Consider the following 15,623-nt stretch of genomic DNA (forward strand, 5'->3'; position numbering starts at 1 on the left):
TCTCAGGCCGTACGGATGCCGGGCGGGTTGCCCTTGATCGCCGTGGCGCGGTATTCGTGGGGATCGAGTCGGCGGATCAGCGCTAACTGCTCAGGGGTCGGATGCGCGGTTTCGTGCAACTGCGCCGACTTGAGCAACGGGAAGCCGGTGTTGTCCTGGACCTGCTCGAAACTCACGCCGGGGTGCAGCGAACGCACCTGCACTGCCCGGTCCGGACCGTTGAAGTCGAGGACGCACAGGTCGCTGACCACGCAATGAATGTCCATCAGGTCGCGACGCGTACCTTCGGGCCAGCGCTCGGCCTTGAAACCGACACCGGAAACCATGTCCACTTCGCCGCTGACGAACACCCGACTGTTATGGCTGGGCACGAAGAACGAGTTGAGGTGGTTGATGCTGTTGCCCGGCAGGCCGCGCACGCCGAGGATCGCCGTTTTGGGCTTTTGATAATCGCCGACGCAGGACAGGTTGGTCTGGCCCCAGCGGTCGATCTGGGTTGGCCCGATCATCGCGTGGCGGCGTCCGCCCCACACGCATTCGAACACTCGCTCGAACGACATGTAGCCCGAATAACGCGGTACGTAGTCGCCACGCGGGCCCAGCGGGATCGGCTCTTCGACCAGGAACGCCTCGCTGTCGGTCATCAACAGTTCCGGGCTGTGGGTCAGTTTGGCCAGGCTGGCGCCCAGGCGCGGGATCACGCCCAGGCCCGAGGCAATCACCTCGCCATTGCCGCGCCACGCTTCGCTGGCAGCGACGATCATCAGTTCAGCCAGGGTGAAATCACAGGTTGCAGACATGGTCGATATTCCTCAGAACACGGGAAGGGGCAAGGCGCCCATGGAGTCGGCACCGCCGTTCTGTGCCTGATAGGCCTGCTCGCCACCGGCGATGTAGGTCTGCACATAGTCCTGCCAGCCGTTCTCCGCCTGGCTGCTGGCGACGTAATCCTTGAGATGCTTCATGTCCCAGCCGTAGTCGGGGGCGCAGAGTGTCGGGTGCGCACCCAGGGGCGCATGCACCACGCCGCTCACCAGATAGCGCTCGAAAGTATTGAAGCGGGCTTGCTCGGCGCTCAGCGCCAGGCGATCTTCCAGGCGCTCGCACGAGACAAAGCACTGCTTGGCGGCGCGGGCAAACAGGTGATCGAAATAGGGGTCCGGCCCGGTCACCAGGCAGTTGCCCAGGCGATCGGCGACGTTGACGTGCAGGAATGCCACGTCGAGGTTGAGCGCCGGCATCGCCAGCAGCACCTCGCCATCGGCATAGGGCGACTGGATGGTCTTGAGCTGCGGGTTCAGGCGCGTCACATCGGTGGCCAGGCCACAACGAGTCGGCAGGAACGGCAGACGCATGCCAGCGGCACGCAGGCCCCACTGGAACATGCCTTCGTCCAGTTCCATCAACTCCAACTCACCGGCTTCGCGGGCCTTGCGATAGTAGGGTTCCAGCGGAATGGCATCGAGGGTGGCGAAACCGAACACCAGCTTCTTGACCTTGCCGGCAGCGCACAGCATGCCCACTTCCGGACCGCCGTAGGCGACCACGGTCAGGTCCTTGACGTCTGAGCGCAGGATCTCGCGCACGATGGCCATCGGCTTGCGCCGCGGGCCCCAGCCGCCGAAACCGATGGTCATGCCATCGCGCAATTGAGCGACCGCATCGGCCGCTGTCAGTTGTTTGTTCATCATGACAATTCCTTAACGTTGGCCGACCGAAAAGTCGTGCCCCCAAATGCTCACGCGGGTGAACTCGAACGCTGAGTGCTCGGCCCAGTCGACTTGCAACCCGCCAAAGCCGTACTCCAGGTCGAAGCCGGACGGTGTCTTCATGTAGAAACTGGTCATGCGGTCATTGAGGTGCTGGCCGAGGGTGGCCGACAGGGCTACCTCATGGGCGCGCAGACGGTCGTGGGCACGGCCGACTTCGGTCATCGAATCGACCTCGACCATCACGTGCACGCAACCTGACGGCACCGGGTACTCGGCCAGTGCCAGGCTGTGGTGGCGAGCGTTCTGGCAATGCAGGAAGTGAATGCGGATCGGCGCCACGGACGGGTCTGGACGGAAGTTGAAAATGTCCGACAGTTCGAAGCCCAGCACATCCTTGGCGAACGCCAGGGTGGCGTCGAAGTTCGGCGCCGGCAGCACCGTGTGACCCAGGCCCATGTCACCAGTGATGAAACGCGGAACACCCTGGGGCGAGACAAATGGCAGGCAATCTGAGCGATGGCCCCAGCTCAGTTCATGGCAGTTGCCCGATGGGTCGGTGAGCTTGACCAGCGCCTGTACGCCGCGCTGCTCGATCTCGGCGGCGGAGCCTGGCTGCCATTCGATACCGGCTGCACTTAGATGCTCGAGGGCGGCCTTGAATGCCGTCTCGTTGGCCAACTCCCAGCCAGAGGCCAAATAACGCGCTTCAGCGCCTTCGACGATCAGCATGCGAAACGGACGCTCGTCCATTTTCACGTACAGGCCACCGCCCGGCGCCGGGTTCACTTGCATGCCCAGCACGTCTTCGGCGTAACGCTGCCAATGACTGAGGTTTTCGATCTGCGAGACGAAATAGCTCAAACCGCGAATGTCGATCATGCCTGGGTCCTCGTTGGCTGAAAGGGTTTCGTGGTGAGCATTGTGCAAAGCAGTGCGCGTGGCTTCATCGTCCGTTGAGACTAAGCACGGGTGGGTCTTGGGCTCTTCGTGGGAGCGGGCTTGGTCGCGAAGGCTTTGTGTCTGGCGACTGGGATTTTTAGGGTGGTGTGCATATCCATTGCTGCGGTAACGGCCGCCTATGGTTTCGCCCTTACGGCGAGTCCCTTTTTCAAACGCCAAAAAGGAAGCAAAAGGCTTTGCCCCACCACTTGGTGCCTCGCTAGGGCTCGGCATGCCCTCTCTCCGGCATTGCTCCGTGGGTCGCCGCGATGGGCAGTCCCTGGCCCAGCGCGGCTAAACCGGCGTCCTGCCGGTTTCCCCACTGCGCAATGCCTGCGTTCGGCCAGCGTGGTTAACGGGGCACCCCAGATCAAAAACAAAAGCGAGGCGGCCTTAAAGCCGACCTGACTTTTCCGGTTACCCCCGACCTGATCGTTCCCACGCTCTGCGTGGGAATGCATCCTGTGACGCTCCGCGTCACCATTGCGCACGGCTCACGTCATGCGTCGTCAGCGGAACGCGGAGCGTCCCTGGCGGCATTCCTTTGCTGCGCGTGGGAACGATCACAAGCGCACGCTTCGACAAACAGGTCGGCTGTCAGGCCGCCTTGCTTTGGCTGTTGCTTTTGATTTTCTTGCCCCCTCGAGAGGCTTCGTTCCGGTTCTGCGCAGTGGCTAAACCGTCATGGATGCCGGTTTAGCCACGCTGGGCCATTGTAGGAGCGAGCATGCTCGCGATGGTCGTCAACGATGACGCTGGGCACCTGACACCCCTCGGCGCTCTCAGGTTCATCGCGAGCATGCTCGCTCCTACAGTGCAGAACCTAGGTGGCCGTTACCGCAGCAACGGATACACACCCAATCCAGACCAAACAGGCAGCCAGAGCTACCCAGCAGGAGCAAGCGGCCGGCGATTCACCACCTCAAAGATCCCACGGTTTTCAACGCACCCGAATCTTCGGATCACCCGCCCCCCGACGCAGATTGGCGAGGAAACCCTCCAACGGTGCAGGTTCGGCGATCTGCGGCAAGGCATCCTTGTCCGGGCGTTGCGCCCAGAAGGCATCCCAGGACGGAAACAGCTCGTGGAAGGTACCGGCGTAAGGCTCCCGCCCTGGCCAGCGCATTTTCAGGCCGCCGATTGGCGGTTTGTTCAGGTCGCTAGCGTACCAGTAGCACGGCAAGCGGCGACGGAAGCACCAGCGCCCGTCGATCCGCTCGTAGTCGTCCCAGTACAGCATTTGCATGACCACCCACTCGGGACCGGTCTCATGTTCGTTCTTCGAATAGACCACGCCCGTGGCGTGATCGGCATCGCTGAACTCGATGATGTGTTGCCCCAAGTGGTGGGAGGTGCCGTGGAACTGCTTGCGCATGGTTTCGTCCAGCCACGCCTTGAGGTGCGCGCGGCCGCTCTTGTCGCGGCCCACCCGCACGTCCGGGGCGAAGCAGTTGGCCATGGCGTCCATGTCGCGCATGTCCAGGGCCAGGGCGTACTTGCCGGCCAGTTGGCGGATCGCGTCCAGCGACTCCAGGCGGTCGATGCGCTCAAGCAAGCTGTCGTTGTCCTGGTTCATCAGTCGAGCACCGTGTACAGGTCCGAACCGCGTCCGCCGTCCACCGCCAGGCTCGCGCCGGTGACATACGACGCCTCGTCGCTGGCCAGGAACACAATGGCGTTGGCCAACTCCACCGGCAGGCCGACCCGTTTCATCGGGATGACTTTTTCCGTGTTGCTGCGGGTCTTGGCATCGGCCAACATGCCGGCCGTGGCCGGGGTGTCGACCACACCGGGAATGATCACGTTGCAGCGGACGTTGTGCGGTGCACCTTCACTGGCCGCCGCGCGGCTGAAGTTGATCACCGCTGCCTTGGCCGCCGAGTAACCGGCCATCCACGCCGTACCGAACAGGCCGCAGATCGAAGCAATGTTGACGATCGAACCGCCGCCCTGCGCTTTCATCAATTGCATCGCGGTGCGAGTGCCCCAGAAGGTGCCGTCCACGGTGGTGGCGAAATTGGCGTGCCAGTCGGCCGTAGTCATGGTGTCGATGCCGCCCCAGGTGTAGGCCATCGCGTTGTTGACCAGGATGTCCAGGCGCCCGTGACGTTGCGCGGTGGCTTGCAGCGCACCGACGTAGGCCTGTTCATCGCTGACATCGGCGACGGCGATCTCGGCCTGCCCACCCTGGGCATGGATCTTTTCCTGCACGCCCTGCAGGGGCTCGATGCGACGCCCGCACAGCACCACCGTGGCGCCCTCTTCGGCGAACCGCAATGCGGTGGCTTCGCCGATGCCGGAACCGGCACCGGTGACGAAGGCGATTTTTCCTTGTAGACGCTTGCTCATGGGTGACTCCCTGATCAGATAAAGGCCATGCCGCCGTTGACGGCGATGTTCTGCCCGGTCATGAAACTGGCATCTTCGCTGGCCAGGAACACCGCGACCCGGGCAATCTCGTCGGTCTCGCACATACGGCCCAGGGGCACGTTTTTCAGCAGCGCCTGCATGTAGTCGTCAGGGATGCCGGCCATCATCGGTGTGTTGGTCGGCCCAGGCACCAGGGTGTTGACGCGTATGCCACTGGCAGCCAACTCACGGGCGATCGAACGGGTCAGGCCCATCACCCCGGCTTTCGAAGCGCAGTAATGGCTTGGGCCGTCACCGGTCAGTGCGGCGGTGCTGGAGAGGTTGATGATTGCGCCCTTGCGGCCGCCCTTGACCATCAGCTTGGCGCCCTCGCGGCAGCACAGGAAGGTGCCGCCCAGGTTCACGCCGATCACCCGCGCCCAACTTTCGTCCGGCGTTTCGAGGAAGCTGTCCAGCGCGCCCACGCCCGCGTTGTTGACCAGGATGTCGAGACCGCCGAAGTGCTGTTCGGCCTGGCCCATGGCGTCGGCCACGGAGGCGCCGTCACCGACGTTGCAAGACAACGCCAGTACGCTGCCTCCCAGATCTGCCAGGCTCTTGGCCAGGGCAGCCTGGTTCAGGTCGACGGCCACCACCTTGGCGCCTTCGGCGACAAAACCGCGCACGATGGCCTGGCCCATGCCCTGCGCGGCGCCGGTCACGAAGGCCACTTTATCGAGTAACTTCATAGCAATCTCCAAGTGTGCGAATACGCTGCGGCCCGCTGTAATGGAGCCGTCACTTGCATGATTAGCGGCAAGGCCCCGGGCACACATCGTCCGATGGGACTAGCGCCACGTGGTCTGAACGGACGATGTGAACACCCCCGTCTACGCCCAGCATTCGCAAGGCGCGCATCTCGCCAGGCGCTGTTTCCCCTTCGATCCGCTGCAGCGCCTGGCGCGGTTGTGCCTCATGAATCCGCAGACAATGGAGAACCCCATGAACCAACCCGTAGACCTGCCCCTGCCCGTCGGCCATTACGCGACCCTGCCCAACGGCCTGCGCCTGCACTATCTGGATGAGGGCGCAGGCCCCGTGGTGCTGTGGCTGCACGGCAGCGGGCCGGGTGCCAGTGGCTTCAGCAACTTCAAGGGCAACTACCCGCAATTCGTCGCCGCGGGCTATCGCAACCTGGTGCTCGACCTGCCCGGTTTCGGTCGTTCGGACAAACCCGAGGACGTGCAGTACAACCTGGAGTTCTTCGTCGATTGCGTGGCGGCTTTCCTGGAGTCGGTCGGTGTGCGACGTTGCACGCTGCTGGGTAATTCGCTGGGTGGCGCGATCGCCCTGGGTCTGGCCCTGCGCCTGCCGCAACTGGTTCAGAGCCTGATTCTGCTTGCACCCGGTGGTGTCGAAGAGCGGGAAACCTACTTCAAGATGGAAGGTATCGTGCGCATGGTCAGCCTGTTCAGCGCCGGCCCCATCGGCATGGAGGAGATGCGCAGCATGATGCGCCTGCAGCTGTTCGATGACTCGATCCTGCCGGAAAGCCTGCTGCAGGAACGCGTGGCGGTGGCGATGACCCAGCCGAAGAACCTGTTCAGTACGATGATGGTGCCGAACATGGAAGCGCAGTTGGGTGACATTCAGTGCCCGATCCTGGGCTTCTGGGGCACCAACGATCATTTCAACCCGGTCAGTGGCGCCCAACGCATCATCGACGGCGCGCCGAACGCCCGCTTCATTGTGCTCAACCGCTGCGGGCATTGGGTCCAGGTGGAACACCGCGAACTGTTCAACCGCAGCTGCATCGACTTCCTGCAGAACGGCTGATCGACAAGCACCACAAAACCTGTGGGAGCGGCGGTGCGGCGATCCCACAGGGTTTGTGGTGTATTGGTTGCCTGGGTTGTCAGCGATCTGCCGCCTTCTGGCTGTTCAATATCGCGTCACCGGGCTGGCCGAGTACGCAAGACGTCCCACCCGGGGTGTACATCATCGCCACGCAGCGGTTGCAGGCGGTGCAGATCGAGTCGCGGCTGGCGCCACTTTCGAGTTTGTTGATGTAGTCATTTTCGGCCAGCAACACCCGGCCCATGGCGACCAGGTCAAAGCCCTCGGCCATGATTTTTTCGATGCTCGCCAGGCTCTTGGCACCGCCCAGATAAGCCAACGGCATTTTCACCGCCGCACGCACCTTGCGCGCATGCTCGAGCAAATAGAGTTCACGGAACTCCACCGTCGGCTCCTTGCGCCGCTGGATGGCCATCGCCAGGGCAATGATCTTGTTTTTCTGCTGCACGCGATTTTCCTTGGGGAACGAGGAGCCGAACATGGTGGTGATCGACTCGGCATTCATACCCGCGCTGAGCACCAGCAAGTGCGCGCCCTCTTCTTCCAGCATGCGGGCAATCTTCGCCCCGTCTTCGGCGCTGTTACCGGCGCGCACGCCTTCAGTGACGCTGTATTTGCAGATCACCGCCATGTCGTGGCCGACCGCATCCAGCACCGCCCGCAGCACCCGGCGCGGAAAGCGCAGGCGGTTTTCCAGGCTGCCGCCGTACTGGTCGCGGCGCTTGTTGTACATCGGCGAAATGAACTGGCTCAGCAGGTAGCCGTGGCCCATGTGGATTTCCACGGCATCGAATCCCGCCTGGCGTGCCAGGCGTGCGCCTTGCGCGAAGTCGCGCACCACTTGCTGCATGTCGGATTCGTTCATCGCCTGCTTGAGGAACATGCCACTCATCAGGCCTATCTTGTTGAAACCGCCGCTGGCCGACAGCGGACGCTTGGTCGAGCGCTCGCGGATAAAGGTAAAGCAACCGCCATGGGTGATCTGCGCGCTGGCCAGGCCACCGGCCTGGTGCACACCCTCGGTCAGGGCCTTGAAGTGCGGCAGGCTGGATTGGGTCAGGGTCAATTGGTTGGGCAAGGTACGACCATCGCTGCTCACCGCGCAGTAGGCCACGGTAGTCAAGGCGATGCCGCCAGCGGCCAGGGCCGAGTGCAGCTTGACCAGTTGCTTGGACGGCACGCTCTGGGCACTCATGCCCTCGTTGGTGGCGGACTTGATAAAGCGGTTCTTCAGGGTCAGTGGGCCAATGGTGATCGGGCTGAACGGTGATGGGGTCGGACGAGGATTCATGACAGGCCTCTCTTTATTTTTATCGGGCTAAAAACGAGGGACTGCGTCGCCAGACGCGCGACGCAGCCATGATCATCAGAAGGTGTACTTGGCGTTGAGCGACAGGTAGTCGCGGTCAGCCAGCAGTCGGCCCTGGGCAACGTCCGGCGAACTCAGGTACGCGACATAGGTCATGCCGATCTGGAAGTTGCCCAGGTACTTGAAGTCGCCACCCACGGTCAGGCGCTTCTCGTCGCGGCCCAGGCCCTGATAGGCGCTGCCGTCGACGTTCTGCGTCCATACCACTTTGGTGCTCAGGTCCAGGCCGGTGGCGATGGACGGGTAATCCATGTAGGCGCCGACGCCGAACAGGGTCGAGCCACGGGTCTGGGTCTTCGATTCGAACTGGTCGAAGGTGCCGTCCACGCCGGCCCCGCCACCGGTGATCGTCAGGCTGTCGACCCCGTCGATGTGTTGATGCACCACCTCACCCATGAAGGTGGTCTGCTGGGCGAGCAGGCTTGGCCCCAGGATGTACATGGCGTTGAGGTTGCCCTGCCAGATCTGCCCGGTGGTCGGCGCGCCGTTGTTGAGGTAGACCGAGGCACCATCGCGGTAGCTCAAGTCACCGGCGTACTGCACCGAATCGCCGACCTTGGAGCTGAAACTGACACCTGTCAGCTTGACGTCTTCGAAGTAGCCCAGGCGATAGGACGGCGCGGTGCCGTCGTGCCCGATGCCCTTGAGCGAAGAGTATTGGGTGGTGCCGGTGAAGTCGAAGAACATCGAGCCGATGCGCTCGTTATAGCGGTAATGGAACAGCCCCACTTCGGTGTTCTCGGTGATCCGGTAGCGCACGCCCAGGCCCCATTGGCCGCTGTCGCTGGCGTCTTTTTCACCGGCATAACCGACCGCCAGGCCGTTGGGCAGGCTGTTGACCACCCCGCTGCCCAGGCGATAGAACTCGGCACCGGGACCGAAGGTGTCGCTGCCGAAGTAGTCGCCCACGGGATTGAGCTGGGTCTTTTCCCACTCGTACTGGTAGTAGCCCACCAGCGCGAGGTCTTCGTTCAGCGACCACGACCCGGACACCTGCCCTACCGGCAAGTACGAGTCCTTGGCCTCGGTACCCGGCACGTTGAACTTGGTCGCATCTACCGGGGCCTGGCCCTGGCTGATGTTGGGCCAGAACAGGCTCTCGCCCCAGGCCACCAGATGCCGCCCGGCCTTGAGCGACAGGTATTGGGTCTCGCCGAGCTCGAAGTTGCCATACACATACGCATCGAGCAGGCGCGCCATGCTGCCACTGAGCCTGCGGGTTTCGTCGCTGAAACCATCGTTGTGCCCGGTCTTGTTCACCGTCTGCGGCGAATCGTTGGCATTTTTCTGGTTATAGACATCGTCATAGAACTGGCTGCCACGCAGCACCGCTCCAAGGTTGTCGTGCTTGAGCTGCAGTTCGCCGAACAGGCTCAGGCGGTTATTGATCAACGAGCCGCGCTTGAAGTTGCGCGTGCCGTCGTCGTTGTTCGGATCGTTGAGGTACTGACTCGCCTGCTTGGCGGTACGCATGGAGGCGGTGTAGTTGACCGTCAGCGACGAATCCAGGGTGGTATTTTCCCCCAGTTCGATGCTCGGTGCGGCGCTGGTCGTGGCACTGGCGATGGTGATGGCCGTTGCCAACAGACAGCGACCAACGCTCAACTCTCCCGAATGGCGCGCGACAGTGTTTCCCGTGAACATGCTCCTCTCCTTTTGTTGTTGTTTTTTCTGGTGTCGCCACAGCATGAAAAAAGCCGATGCCGCGCACATCGTCCGTTTGGTGAGATGAGTGCGCCTCATGCCTGGGCGCTATTGGCCACCAGCGCGCGCAGTTCGTTCTTCGCCACCTTGCTCGACGGGTTCAATGGCAAGGCATTGAGGAAGCGCACCTGGCGCGGCACCTTGTAATTGGCCATCTGCTCCCGGCTCCAGGCGATCAATTGCGCCTCGTCGAGCTCTCGTCCTTCACGCAGCACTACACAGGCACACCCGACTTCACCCATGCGTTCATCGGCGACACCGATCACCGCCACCTGGGCAATGGCCGGGTGCCTGATCAGCGCTGCCTCGATTTCCGCCGGGTAGCAGTTGAAACCGCCGACGATGAACATGTCCTTCAAGCGATCGGTGATGATCAGGTTGCCCGCCCCGTCCAGGCGCCCGACATCGCCGGTGTGCAGCCAACCTTCGGCGTCGATGGCTTCGCGGGTCGCTTCAGGGTTCTGGAAATAGCCCTGCATGATGTGAAAACCACGCAGGCAGATCTCACCGGTCTGCCCCGCGTCCAGCGCCTGGTTGTGCGGGTCGCGGATGCTCACTTCGGTGCCGGCGATCGGCCGGCCGCTGGTGCCGGCAATCACCTGCGCTGAATCTTGTGGATCGCAGATGGTCGCCAGTCCGCCACACTCGGTCAGGCCGTAGGCGGTGGTCACCACGGCGAATCCCAGCTCATTGCGCATGCGCTCGATCAGGCTCGGCGGGATGCTCGCCGAGCCGGTCACCGCGATTCGCAGGCTCGACAGGTCGGTCTGCTTGAGTTGCGGATGGGCCAGCAGCGAGAGATACAGGGTCGGCGCACCGGGCAGGACGCTGATGCGCTCACGGGCGATGCGCTGGAACACTTGTTCGGCATCGAACACCGCATGGGGCAGGATGGTCGCCCCGCCGATCAGGCAGGTTAGCCAACCGGCCTTGTAGCCAAAGGCATGAAAGAACGGATTGACGATCAGGTAGCGGTCCTCTGGTACCAGGCCGAGGACCCTGACGTATTCGGTGAAGGCCCGCAGGTTCTGGCCATGGCCACTCATGACGCCCTTGGGTTTGCCGGTGGTGCCGGAGGTGAACAACAGGTCGCACATGGCCTCGGGGCCGACCGCCATTGCACGGCGCTTGGCGCTGCCGGCATCGATAGTCGCGGCACCCTGCAGGAACTGTGCAAGCGTCAGGTCCGAAGGCTGCTCCGGCGTGTCGCCATCGATGATCACCAGATGTTCGAGGCTGGCCGGCCGATGAGGTGCGAGCAGCGCCGGGTAGTCGACGTCGAGAAAACGCTGCTGGACAAACAACACCCGGCAACCGCTGCGCTCCAGCACATCCGCGGCCTCAAGGCCCTTCATGCGCGTGTTGATCGGCACCAGCACCGCACCGGCGCACTGAGTGCCCAGCGCCGCGAGGATCCAGTCGCCACTGTTTGGCGCCCAGACGCCAACTCGGTCACCGGCCTGGATACCCAAGGCCATCAAGCCCCGGGCGAAGCCCATGACGCGATCGGGCAGATCGGCGTAGTCGATGCATTGGCCGTGTTCTTCAATGGCCGTGCGCCCGGCAAAACGTTCGGCACTGCTGAAGACCAACTGGGCAAGGGTGACAGGGGCAGCGCTCAGGGGCGCGGCAAGGTTCAGGCTCTGATTCATCGTGGGCTCGTGCTTGGCATCATGGAGGGCATCAATCGGGAAAGCGGATACGCAGTTGTGCGCTGGTGGGCACCGCCTGACAGGCAAGGATCCAGCCTTCGGCCAGATCGCCCGCGTCCAGTGCATCGTTGTGCAGCAGTTCGACCTCGCCGCTTTCCAGGGTGCACATGCACGAGGCGCAGCCACCGACACGACAGGCGCTGGGGGGGTTCAGGCCGGCGCGCTCCATGGCAGCCAACACGGTTTCGCCGCTGTCACAGGCCAGTTGGTGATCCTCGCCATCCAGGCGCACCGCCAACTGCGCGGCCACGGCCGCCTCGCTGCTGGTCACCAGGGGCAACTCGCCTTCGCCGGGCAGCGAGACGAAGCGTTCGACGTGCACCCGCCGATCCGGCATGCCGAGACTTTTGAGCGCACTGACCGCCGCGTCCATGAACGGGCCCGGACCACAAATGAACGCCTGGGCATCGATAAACGACCGCGCCAGCTCGGCCAGTTGGCCGACGCTCGGGATGCCCTGCACCGAATCGAGCCAATGGACGATTTGCAGGCGTTGCGGATGAGCGCTGGCGAGGTTTTTGAGTTCCTCCTTGAAAATCACCGAGGACTCATCGCGGTTGGCATAGATCAGCAGGACCCGGCCGGTTCCGGCGAGCAACGCCGAACGCAGGATCGACAGCACCGGGGTCACGCCGCTGCCGCCACCGAACAGCAGCAAGTCACCGTCAAGGCTGCGTGGCACGAACACCCCGGCCGGTGGCAGCACCTCAAGGTTCTGCCCGGCCTGCAACTCGCCGCACAACCAGTTCGACGCGCGTCCCTCGTGCACGCGCTTGACCGTTACTCGCAATGGCTCATCCAGCAACGGCGTGCTGGACAATGAGTAACATCGGGGCAGCCAACCGTCCTCGAAAGGGACGCGCAAGGTCAGGAATTGGCCGGGTTGATAGCGAAAACGTTCGCTTAGATGCTCGGGCACGTCGAACACCAGGGATCGCGCATCGGCGGTTTCCTCGATCACGCGCGCCACGCGCAGGGCAAGATAATTGTTCATAGGTCAGGTACTCATGACCACCTGGCCGTGGATCACGGACAGGTGGAAACCCAAGGGGGCGAAACAGGCTCCGTCGCCTCAGACGTAAGGGTCCGGGTTGGGCAGGCCGAGCATCACCGCGCCGTAGCTGCGCCCGTAGGCCATGTAGTTGTTGGCGATGTGTCCGCGCGCCTGGTGCAGGTCGCGGAACAGTCGTGCCACCGGGTTGGTGTTGTACAGACCCGAAGCGGCCATGCTGCGCAGCAGATCGTTGGCGCGTTCGGCGCAGATGTTGGTCACATAGGCCGACTGGTAGCGATACAACAGACGGGTCTCGGTGTCCGGGTATTCGCCGGCACGGGCCAGGGTCATCAGGTGCTCGTAGTTGCGCTCCAGCACCAGGCGCAGGCTATCGACGGTGACCATCGCTTCGGCCACGGCGGTCTGTGCCACCGGGTCCTCAGCGGTACGGGCGCCGTGCTTGCCGATGTGCTTGGCGGCATTGTCGCGGAACTCGTTGATCGCGCCCTGCAGGGCGCCGATGGCCGAGGTCGAGACGGCGCGGGAGAACACCTGGGCGAACGGGATCGCGTAGATCGGGTTGGTGTTGACCAGGCGCCCGGGTGTCGCTTCGAGGGTCCAATTGTTGGTGCGTTGCACACGATGGGCCGGGACGAATACATCTTCGACCACGATGTCATGGCTGCCGGTGCCGCGCAGGCCCATCACGTCCCAGTTGTGTTCGATCTGATAGTCGTGACGCGGCAGCAGGAAGGTACCGTGCTCGGCGGCCATCTCGCCATCGGGTGGCAGGATGCCGCCCAGGAACACCCACTGGCAGTGTTCGCTGCCGCTGGAGAAACCCCAGCGCCCGCTGATGCGGTAACCGCCCTCGACCACCGTGACCTTGGCCGCCGGCATATAGGTCGAGCAAATCAGCGCGCTGTGGTCATCGGCCCAGACTTCGCGCTGCGCCTCGATCGGGTAACGCGCCAGCTGCCAGGGGTGAACGCCCATCACACCGTAGATCCAGGCTGTGGACATGCACCCTTCGGCGAGGATGGTCTGGATTTCGAAGAAGGTGCGCGGGTCCACTTCATAACCGCCGAACGCCTTTGGCTGCAAGGCCCGCAGCAGGCCGGCGGACTGCAACTCGACGACGCTCTCCACCGGCACCTTCAAGTCCTTGTCGGCCTGCGCCGTGCGTGCCTTGAGTGCCGGCACCAGGCTGCGTGCCCGTTCAAGCAGATCACGTTCGTCCTGGGTCTTTTCTCGCATGCTGTGCATCACTCAATTCTCCCGATCTCACTGCGCCACTGCGCCAGTTGTGATGGATCATCGGATTGAGCGGGGAATCATTCATCGTCAAAGCGGACTAGGGGTGCTTTGGTGGACAGCCTACCGGGGTATTTACGGGGTACATATCCGTTGCTGCGGTAACGGCTACTTATGGTTTCGCCCTTACGGCGAGTCACTTTCGAAAAGCGCGAAAGTAACCAAAGCGCTCTTGCCCCACCACTCGGTGCCTCGCTAAGGCTCGGCATGCCCTCACTCCGGCATTGCTCCGTGGGTCGCCGCGATGGGCCATCCATGGCCCAGCGCGGCTAAACCGGCGTCCTGCCGGTTTACCCACTGCGCAATGCCTGCGTTCGGCCAGCGTGGTTTAACGGGGCGACCCAGATCAAAAACAAAAGCGAGGCGGCCTTAAAGCCGACCTGACTTTTCCGGTTACCCCCGACCTGATCGTTCCCACGCTCCGCGTCACCGTTGCGCACGGCTCACGTCATGCGTCGTCATCGGAACGCGGAGCGTCCCTGGCGGCATTCCCACGCAGAGCGTGGGAACGATCACACAGGGAGAACGCGTACGGCTCCCGATCAGGTCGGCTTTAAGGCCGCCTCGCCTTGCTTTGGCTTTTGATTTTCTTGCCCCATCGAGAGGCCGAGTGGAGGTTCTGCGCAGTGGGTAAACCGGCATGGATGCCGTTTAGCCGCGCTGGGCCAGGGATGGCCCATCGCAGCGGGCCCCGTAGGAGCGAAACCATGGGTGGCCGTTACCGAAGAAACGGATATGTACACCAACCCACCTCATCCAGCCCCCCGCTAGTCCGTTGAGACGATGCCCAACCCGATCACCGCAGCGATAGTAAACCCATCCAAAATCGACCCCACGGAGCAAGGGCCATGAGTATTTTGCAGCGTTTCCAAATGGACGGCAGCGTCGCCATCGTCACTGGCAGCGGCCGCGGTATCGGTCGGGCGATTGCCCTGGCGTATGCCGAAGCCGGCGCCGATGTGGTGTGCTCGGCACGTTCGCTGGACGAAGTGCAGGCCGTGGCCGAGGAAGTTCGCGCCCTCGGTCGGCGCGCCCTGGCCTTCGCCTGCGACGTCAACGATGCCGAGCAACGCCAGGCACTGGTGCGCCACAGCGTCGAGCACATGGGCCGGATCACTCATCTGGTGAACAACGTCGGCGGTGGCGGGCCCAATGACCCGATGACCATGACACCCGAGCAGTTCGCCCAGGTGCTGAACTTCAACGTCGCCACCACCTACGCCTTCTGCCAGTTGTGCGTACCGCTGATGCGCGAGGCCGGCGGCGGCAACATCATCAATATCAGCTCAGTGGCGGCGCGTTATGCCCAGCGCCATTTCAGCGCCTACGGTACGGCCAAGGCGGCCCTCAGCCATCTGACCCGCCTGCTCGCCCAGGACTTCGCGCCGCAAATCCGAGTCAACGCCGTCGCCCCCGGCCCCACCCTGACCGAAGCACTTAACGGCGTGATGCCTGCCGCCATGCGCCAGGTCATGGAAAACAACACCCCGCTCAAATGCCTGGGCACCCCGCAAGACATCGCCGCCGCCGCGCTGTACCTGGCCAGCCCCGCATCGGCCTGGGTGACCGGCAAGATCATTGATGTCGATGGCGGTGCCGACTCGTCGGTCTGGCCCGGCTGACCCACTCCTTTGGGTTCGCCCCTGATGACGTTGGGGCGGGCCTTTTTTCTT

Annotated in this window: 13 protein-coding genes and 1 pseudogene; 3 read left to right on the top strand and 11 right to left on the bottom strand. The window is 63.2% G+C overall.

What is annotated here, in order from left to right; genetic code table 11:
* Positions 1–2: 2 nt before the first annotated feature.
* Genes PSUM_RS09400 through PSUM_RS09410 form a run of 3 tightly spaced genes read right to left on the bottom strand, consistent with a single transcriptional unit; the run spans position 3 to position 2,591 of the window.
* Positions 3–800, bottom strand: coding sequence for a CoA-transferase subunit beta (locus PSUM_RS09400; protein WP_020796877.1), 798 nt, complete (start codon positions 798–800; stop codon positions 3–5).
* A gap of 12 nt (positions 801–812) precedes the next feature.
* A complete protein-coding gene (locus tag PSUM_RS09405; RefSeq protein WP_083349407.1) occupies positions 813–1,688 on the bottom strand; it encodes a CoA transferase subunit A in 876 nt (291 codons plus the stop codon).
* Between the two features lie 12 nt (positions 1,689–1,700).
* Positions 1,701–2,591, bottom strand: coding sequence for a VOC family protein (locus PSUM_RS09410; RefSeq protein WP_033043314.1), 891 nt, complete (start codon positions 2,589–2,591; stop codon positions 1,701–1,703).
* Positions 2,592–3,378: 787 nt separating this feature from the next.
* Between PSUM_RS09410 and PSUM_RS32120 the strand changes: the two are divergent.
* Positions 3,379–3,468: pseudogene (locus tag PSUM_RS32120) on the top strand (outer membrane lipoprotein carrier protein LolA); the annotation flags it as partial.
* Between the two features lie 123 nt (positions 3,469–3,591).
* Here the strand turns inward: PSUM_RS32120 and PSUM_RS09420 are convergent.
* From PSUM_RS09420 to PSUM_RS09430, 3 genes are read right to left on the bottom strand one after another with little or no spacing between them, the layout of a single operon-like run.
* Positions 3,592–4,227: a nuclear transport factor 2 family protein gene (locus PSUM_RS09420; protein WP_020801193.1), complete on the bottom strand. Its 636-nt coding sequence runs from the start codon at positions 4,225–4,227 to the stop codon at positions 3,592–3,594.
* Positions 4,227–5,000, bottom strand: coding sequence for an SDR family NAD(P)-dependent oxidoreductase (locus PSUM_RS09425; RefSeq protein WP_020801194.1), 774 nt, complete (start codon positions 4,998–5,000; stop codon positions 4,227–4,229). The genes PSUM_RS09420 and PSUM_RS09425 overlap by 1 nt, the downstream gene beginning before the upstream one ends.
* A 14-nt stretch (positions 5,001–5,014) precedes the next feature.
* A complete protein-coding gene (locus tag PSUM_RS09430; protein WP_033043322.1) occupies positions 5,015–5,749 on the bottom strand; it encodes an SDR family NAD(P)-dependent oxidoreductase in 735 nt (244 codons plus the stop codon).
* A gap of 253 nt (positions 5,750–6,002) precedes the next feature.
* Between PSUM_RS09430 and PSUM_RS09435 the strand changes: the two genes are divergently transcribed.
* Positions 6,003–6,836: an alpha/beta fold hydrolase gene (locus PSUM_RS09435; RefSeq protein ID WP_033043321.1), complete on the top strand. Its 834-nt coding sequence runs from the start codon at positions 6,003–6,005 to the stop codon at positions 6,834–6,836.
* Between the two features lie 79 nt (positions 6,837–6,915).
* Here PSUM_RS09435 and PSUM_RS09440 read toward each other — a convergent pair whose 3' ends face one another.
* The 5 genes from PSUM_RS09440 to PSUM_RS09460 form a co-directional block, all read right to left on the bottom strand.
* On the bottom strand, positions 6,916–8,148 hold the full coding sequence (locus tag PSUM_RS09440) for an NADH:flavin oxidoreductase (RefSeq protein ID WP_020801197.1): 1,233 nt from the start codon (positions 8,146–8,148) through the stop codon (positions 6,916–6,918).
* A 75-nt stretch (positions 8,149–8,223) separates the two neighbouring features.
* Positions 8,224–9,870: a DUF1302 domain-containing protein gene (locus PSUM_RS09445; protein WP_020801198.1), complete on the bottom strand. Its 1,647-nt coding sequence runs from the start codon at positions 9,868–9,870 to the stop codon at positions 8,224–8,226.
* A gap of 95 nt (positions 9,871–9,965) precedes the next feature.
* Complete coding sequence (locus PSUM_RS09450; protein ID WP_033043320.1) at positions 9,966–11,582, bottom strand: FadD3 family acyl-CoA ligase; 1,617 nt, start codon at positions 11,580–11,582, stop codon at positions 9,966–9,968.
* Positions 11,583–11,613: 31 nt separating this feature from the next.
* Positions 11,614–12,636: a ferredoxin--NADP reductase gene (locus PSUM_RS09455; RefSeq protein WP_033043319.1), complete on the bottom strand. Its 1,023-nt coding sequence runs from the start codon at positions 12,634–12,636 to the stop codon at positions 11,614–11,616.
* Positions 12,637–12,714: 78 nt separating this feature from the next.
* On the bottom strand, positions 12,715–13,902 hold the full coding sequence (locus tag PSUM_RS09460) for an acyl-CoA dehydrogenase family protein (RefSeq protein ID WP_020801201.1): 1,188 nt from the start codon (positions 13,900–13,902) through the stop codon (positions 12,715–12,717).
* A gap of 896 nt (positions 13,903–14,798) precedes the next feature.
* Between PSUM_RS09460 and PSUM_RS09470 the strand changes: the two genes are divergently transcribed.
* Complete coding sequence (locus PSUM_RS09470) at positions 14,799–15,572, top strand: glucose 1-dehydrogenase (RefSeq protein ID WP_020796428.1); 774 nt, start codon at positions 14,799–14,801, stop codon at positions 15,570–15,572.
* The last annotated feature ends 51 nt before the right edge of the window (positions 15,573–15,623 follow it).

It is taken from the genome of Pseudomonas umsongensis (genome assembly GCF_002236105.1).
GTDB classification, from domain to species: domain Bacteria; phylum Pseudomonadota; class Gammaproteobacteria; order Pseudomonadales; family Pseudomonadaceae; genus Aquipseudomonas; species Aquipseudomonas umsongensis.

Bases quoted from the DNA above. Each gene is read 5' to 3' on its own strand.
- PSUM_RS09420 (WP_020801193.1), bottom strand. From the start codon at position 4,227: ATGAACCAGGACAACGACAGCTTGCTTGAGCGCATCGACCGCCTGGAG.
- PSUM_RS09430 (WP_033043322.1), bottom strand. From the start codon at position 5,749: ATGAAGTTACTCGATAAAGTGGCCTTCGTGACCGGCGCCGCGCAGGGC.
- PSUM_RS09455 (WP_033043319.1), bottom strand. From the start codon at position 12,636: ATGAACAATTATCTTGCCCTGCGCGTGGCGCGCGTGATCGAGGAAACC.
- PSUM_RS09470 (WP_020796428.1), top strand. From the start codon at position 14,799: ATGAGTATTTTGCAGCGTTTCCAAATGGACGGCAGCGTCGCCATCGTC.
- PSUM_RS09450 (WP_033043320.1), bottom strand. From the start codon at position 11,582: ATGAATCAGAGCCTGAACCTTGCCGCGCCCCTGAGCGCTGCCCCTGTC.
- PSUM_RS09440 (WP_020801197.1), bottom strand. From the start codon at position 8,148: ATGAATCCTCGTCCGACCCCATCACCGTTCAGCCCGATCACCATTGGC.
- PSUM_RS09460 (WP_020801201.1), bottom strand. From the start codon at position 13,902: ATGCACAGCATGCGAGAAAAGACCCAGGACGAACGTGATCTGCTTGAA.
- PSUM_RS09405 (WP_083349407.1), bottom strand. From the start codon at position 1,688: ATGAACAAACAACTGACAGCGGCCGATGCGGTCGCTCAATTGCGCGAT.
- PSUM_RS09435 (WP_033043321.1), top strand. From the start codon at position 6,003: ATGAACCAACCCGTAGACCTGCCCCTGCCCGTCGGCCATTACGCGACC.
- PSUM_RS09410 (WP_033043314.1), bottom strand. From the start codon at position 2,591: ATGATCGACATTCGCGGTTTGAGCTATTTCGTCTCGCAGATCGAAAAC.
- PSUM_RS09445 (WP_020801198.1), bottom strand. From the start codon at position 9,870: ATGTTCACGGGAAACACTGTCGCGCGCCATTCGGGAGAGTTGAGCGTT.
- PSUM_RS09400 (WP_020796877.1), bottom strand. From the start codon at position 800: ATGTCTGCAACCTGTGATTTCACCCTGGCTGAACTGATGATCGTCGCT.
- PSUM_RS09425 (WP_020801194.1), bottom strand. From the start codon at position 5,000: ATGAGCAAGCGTCTACAAGGAAAAATCGCCTTCGTCACCGGTGCCGGT.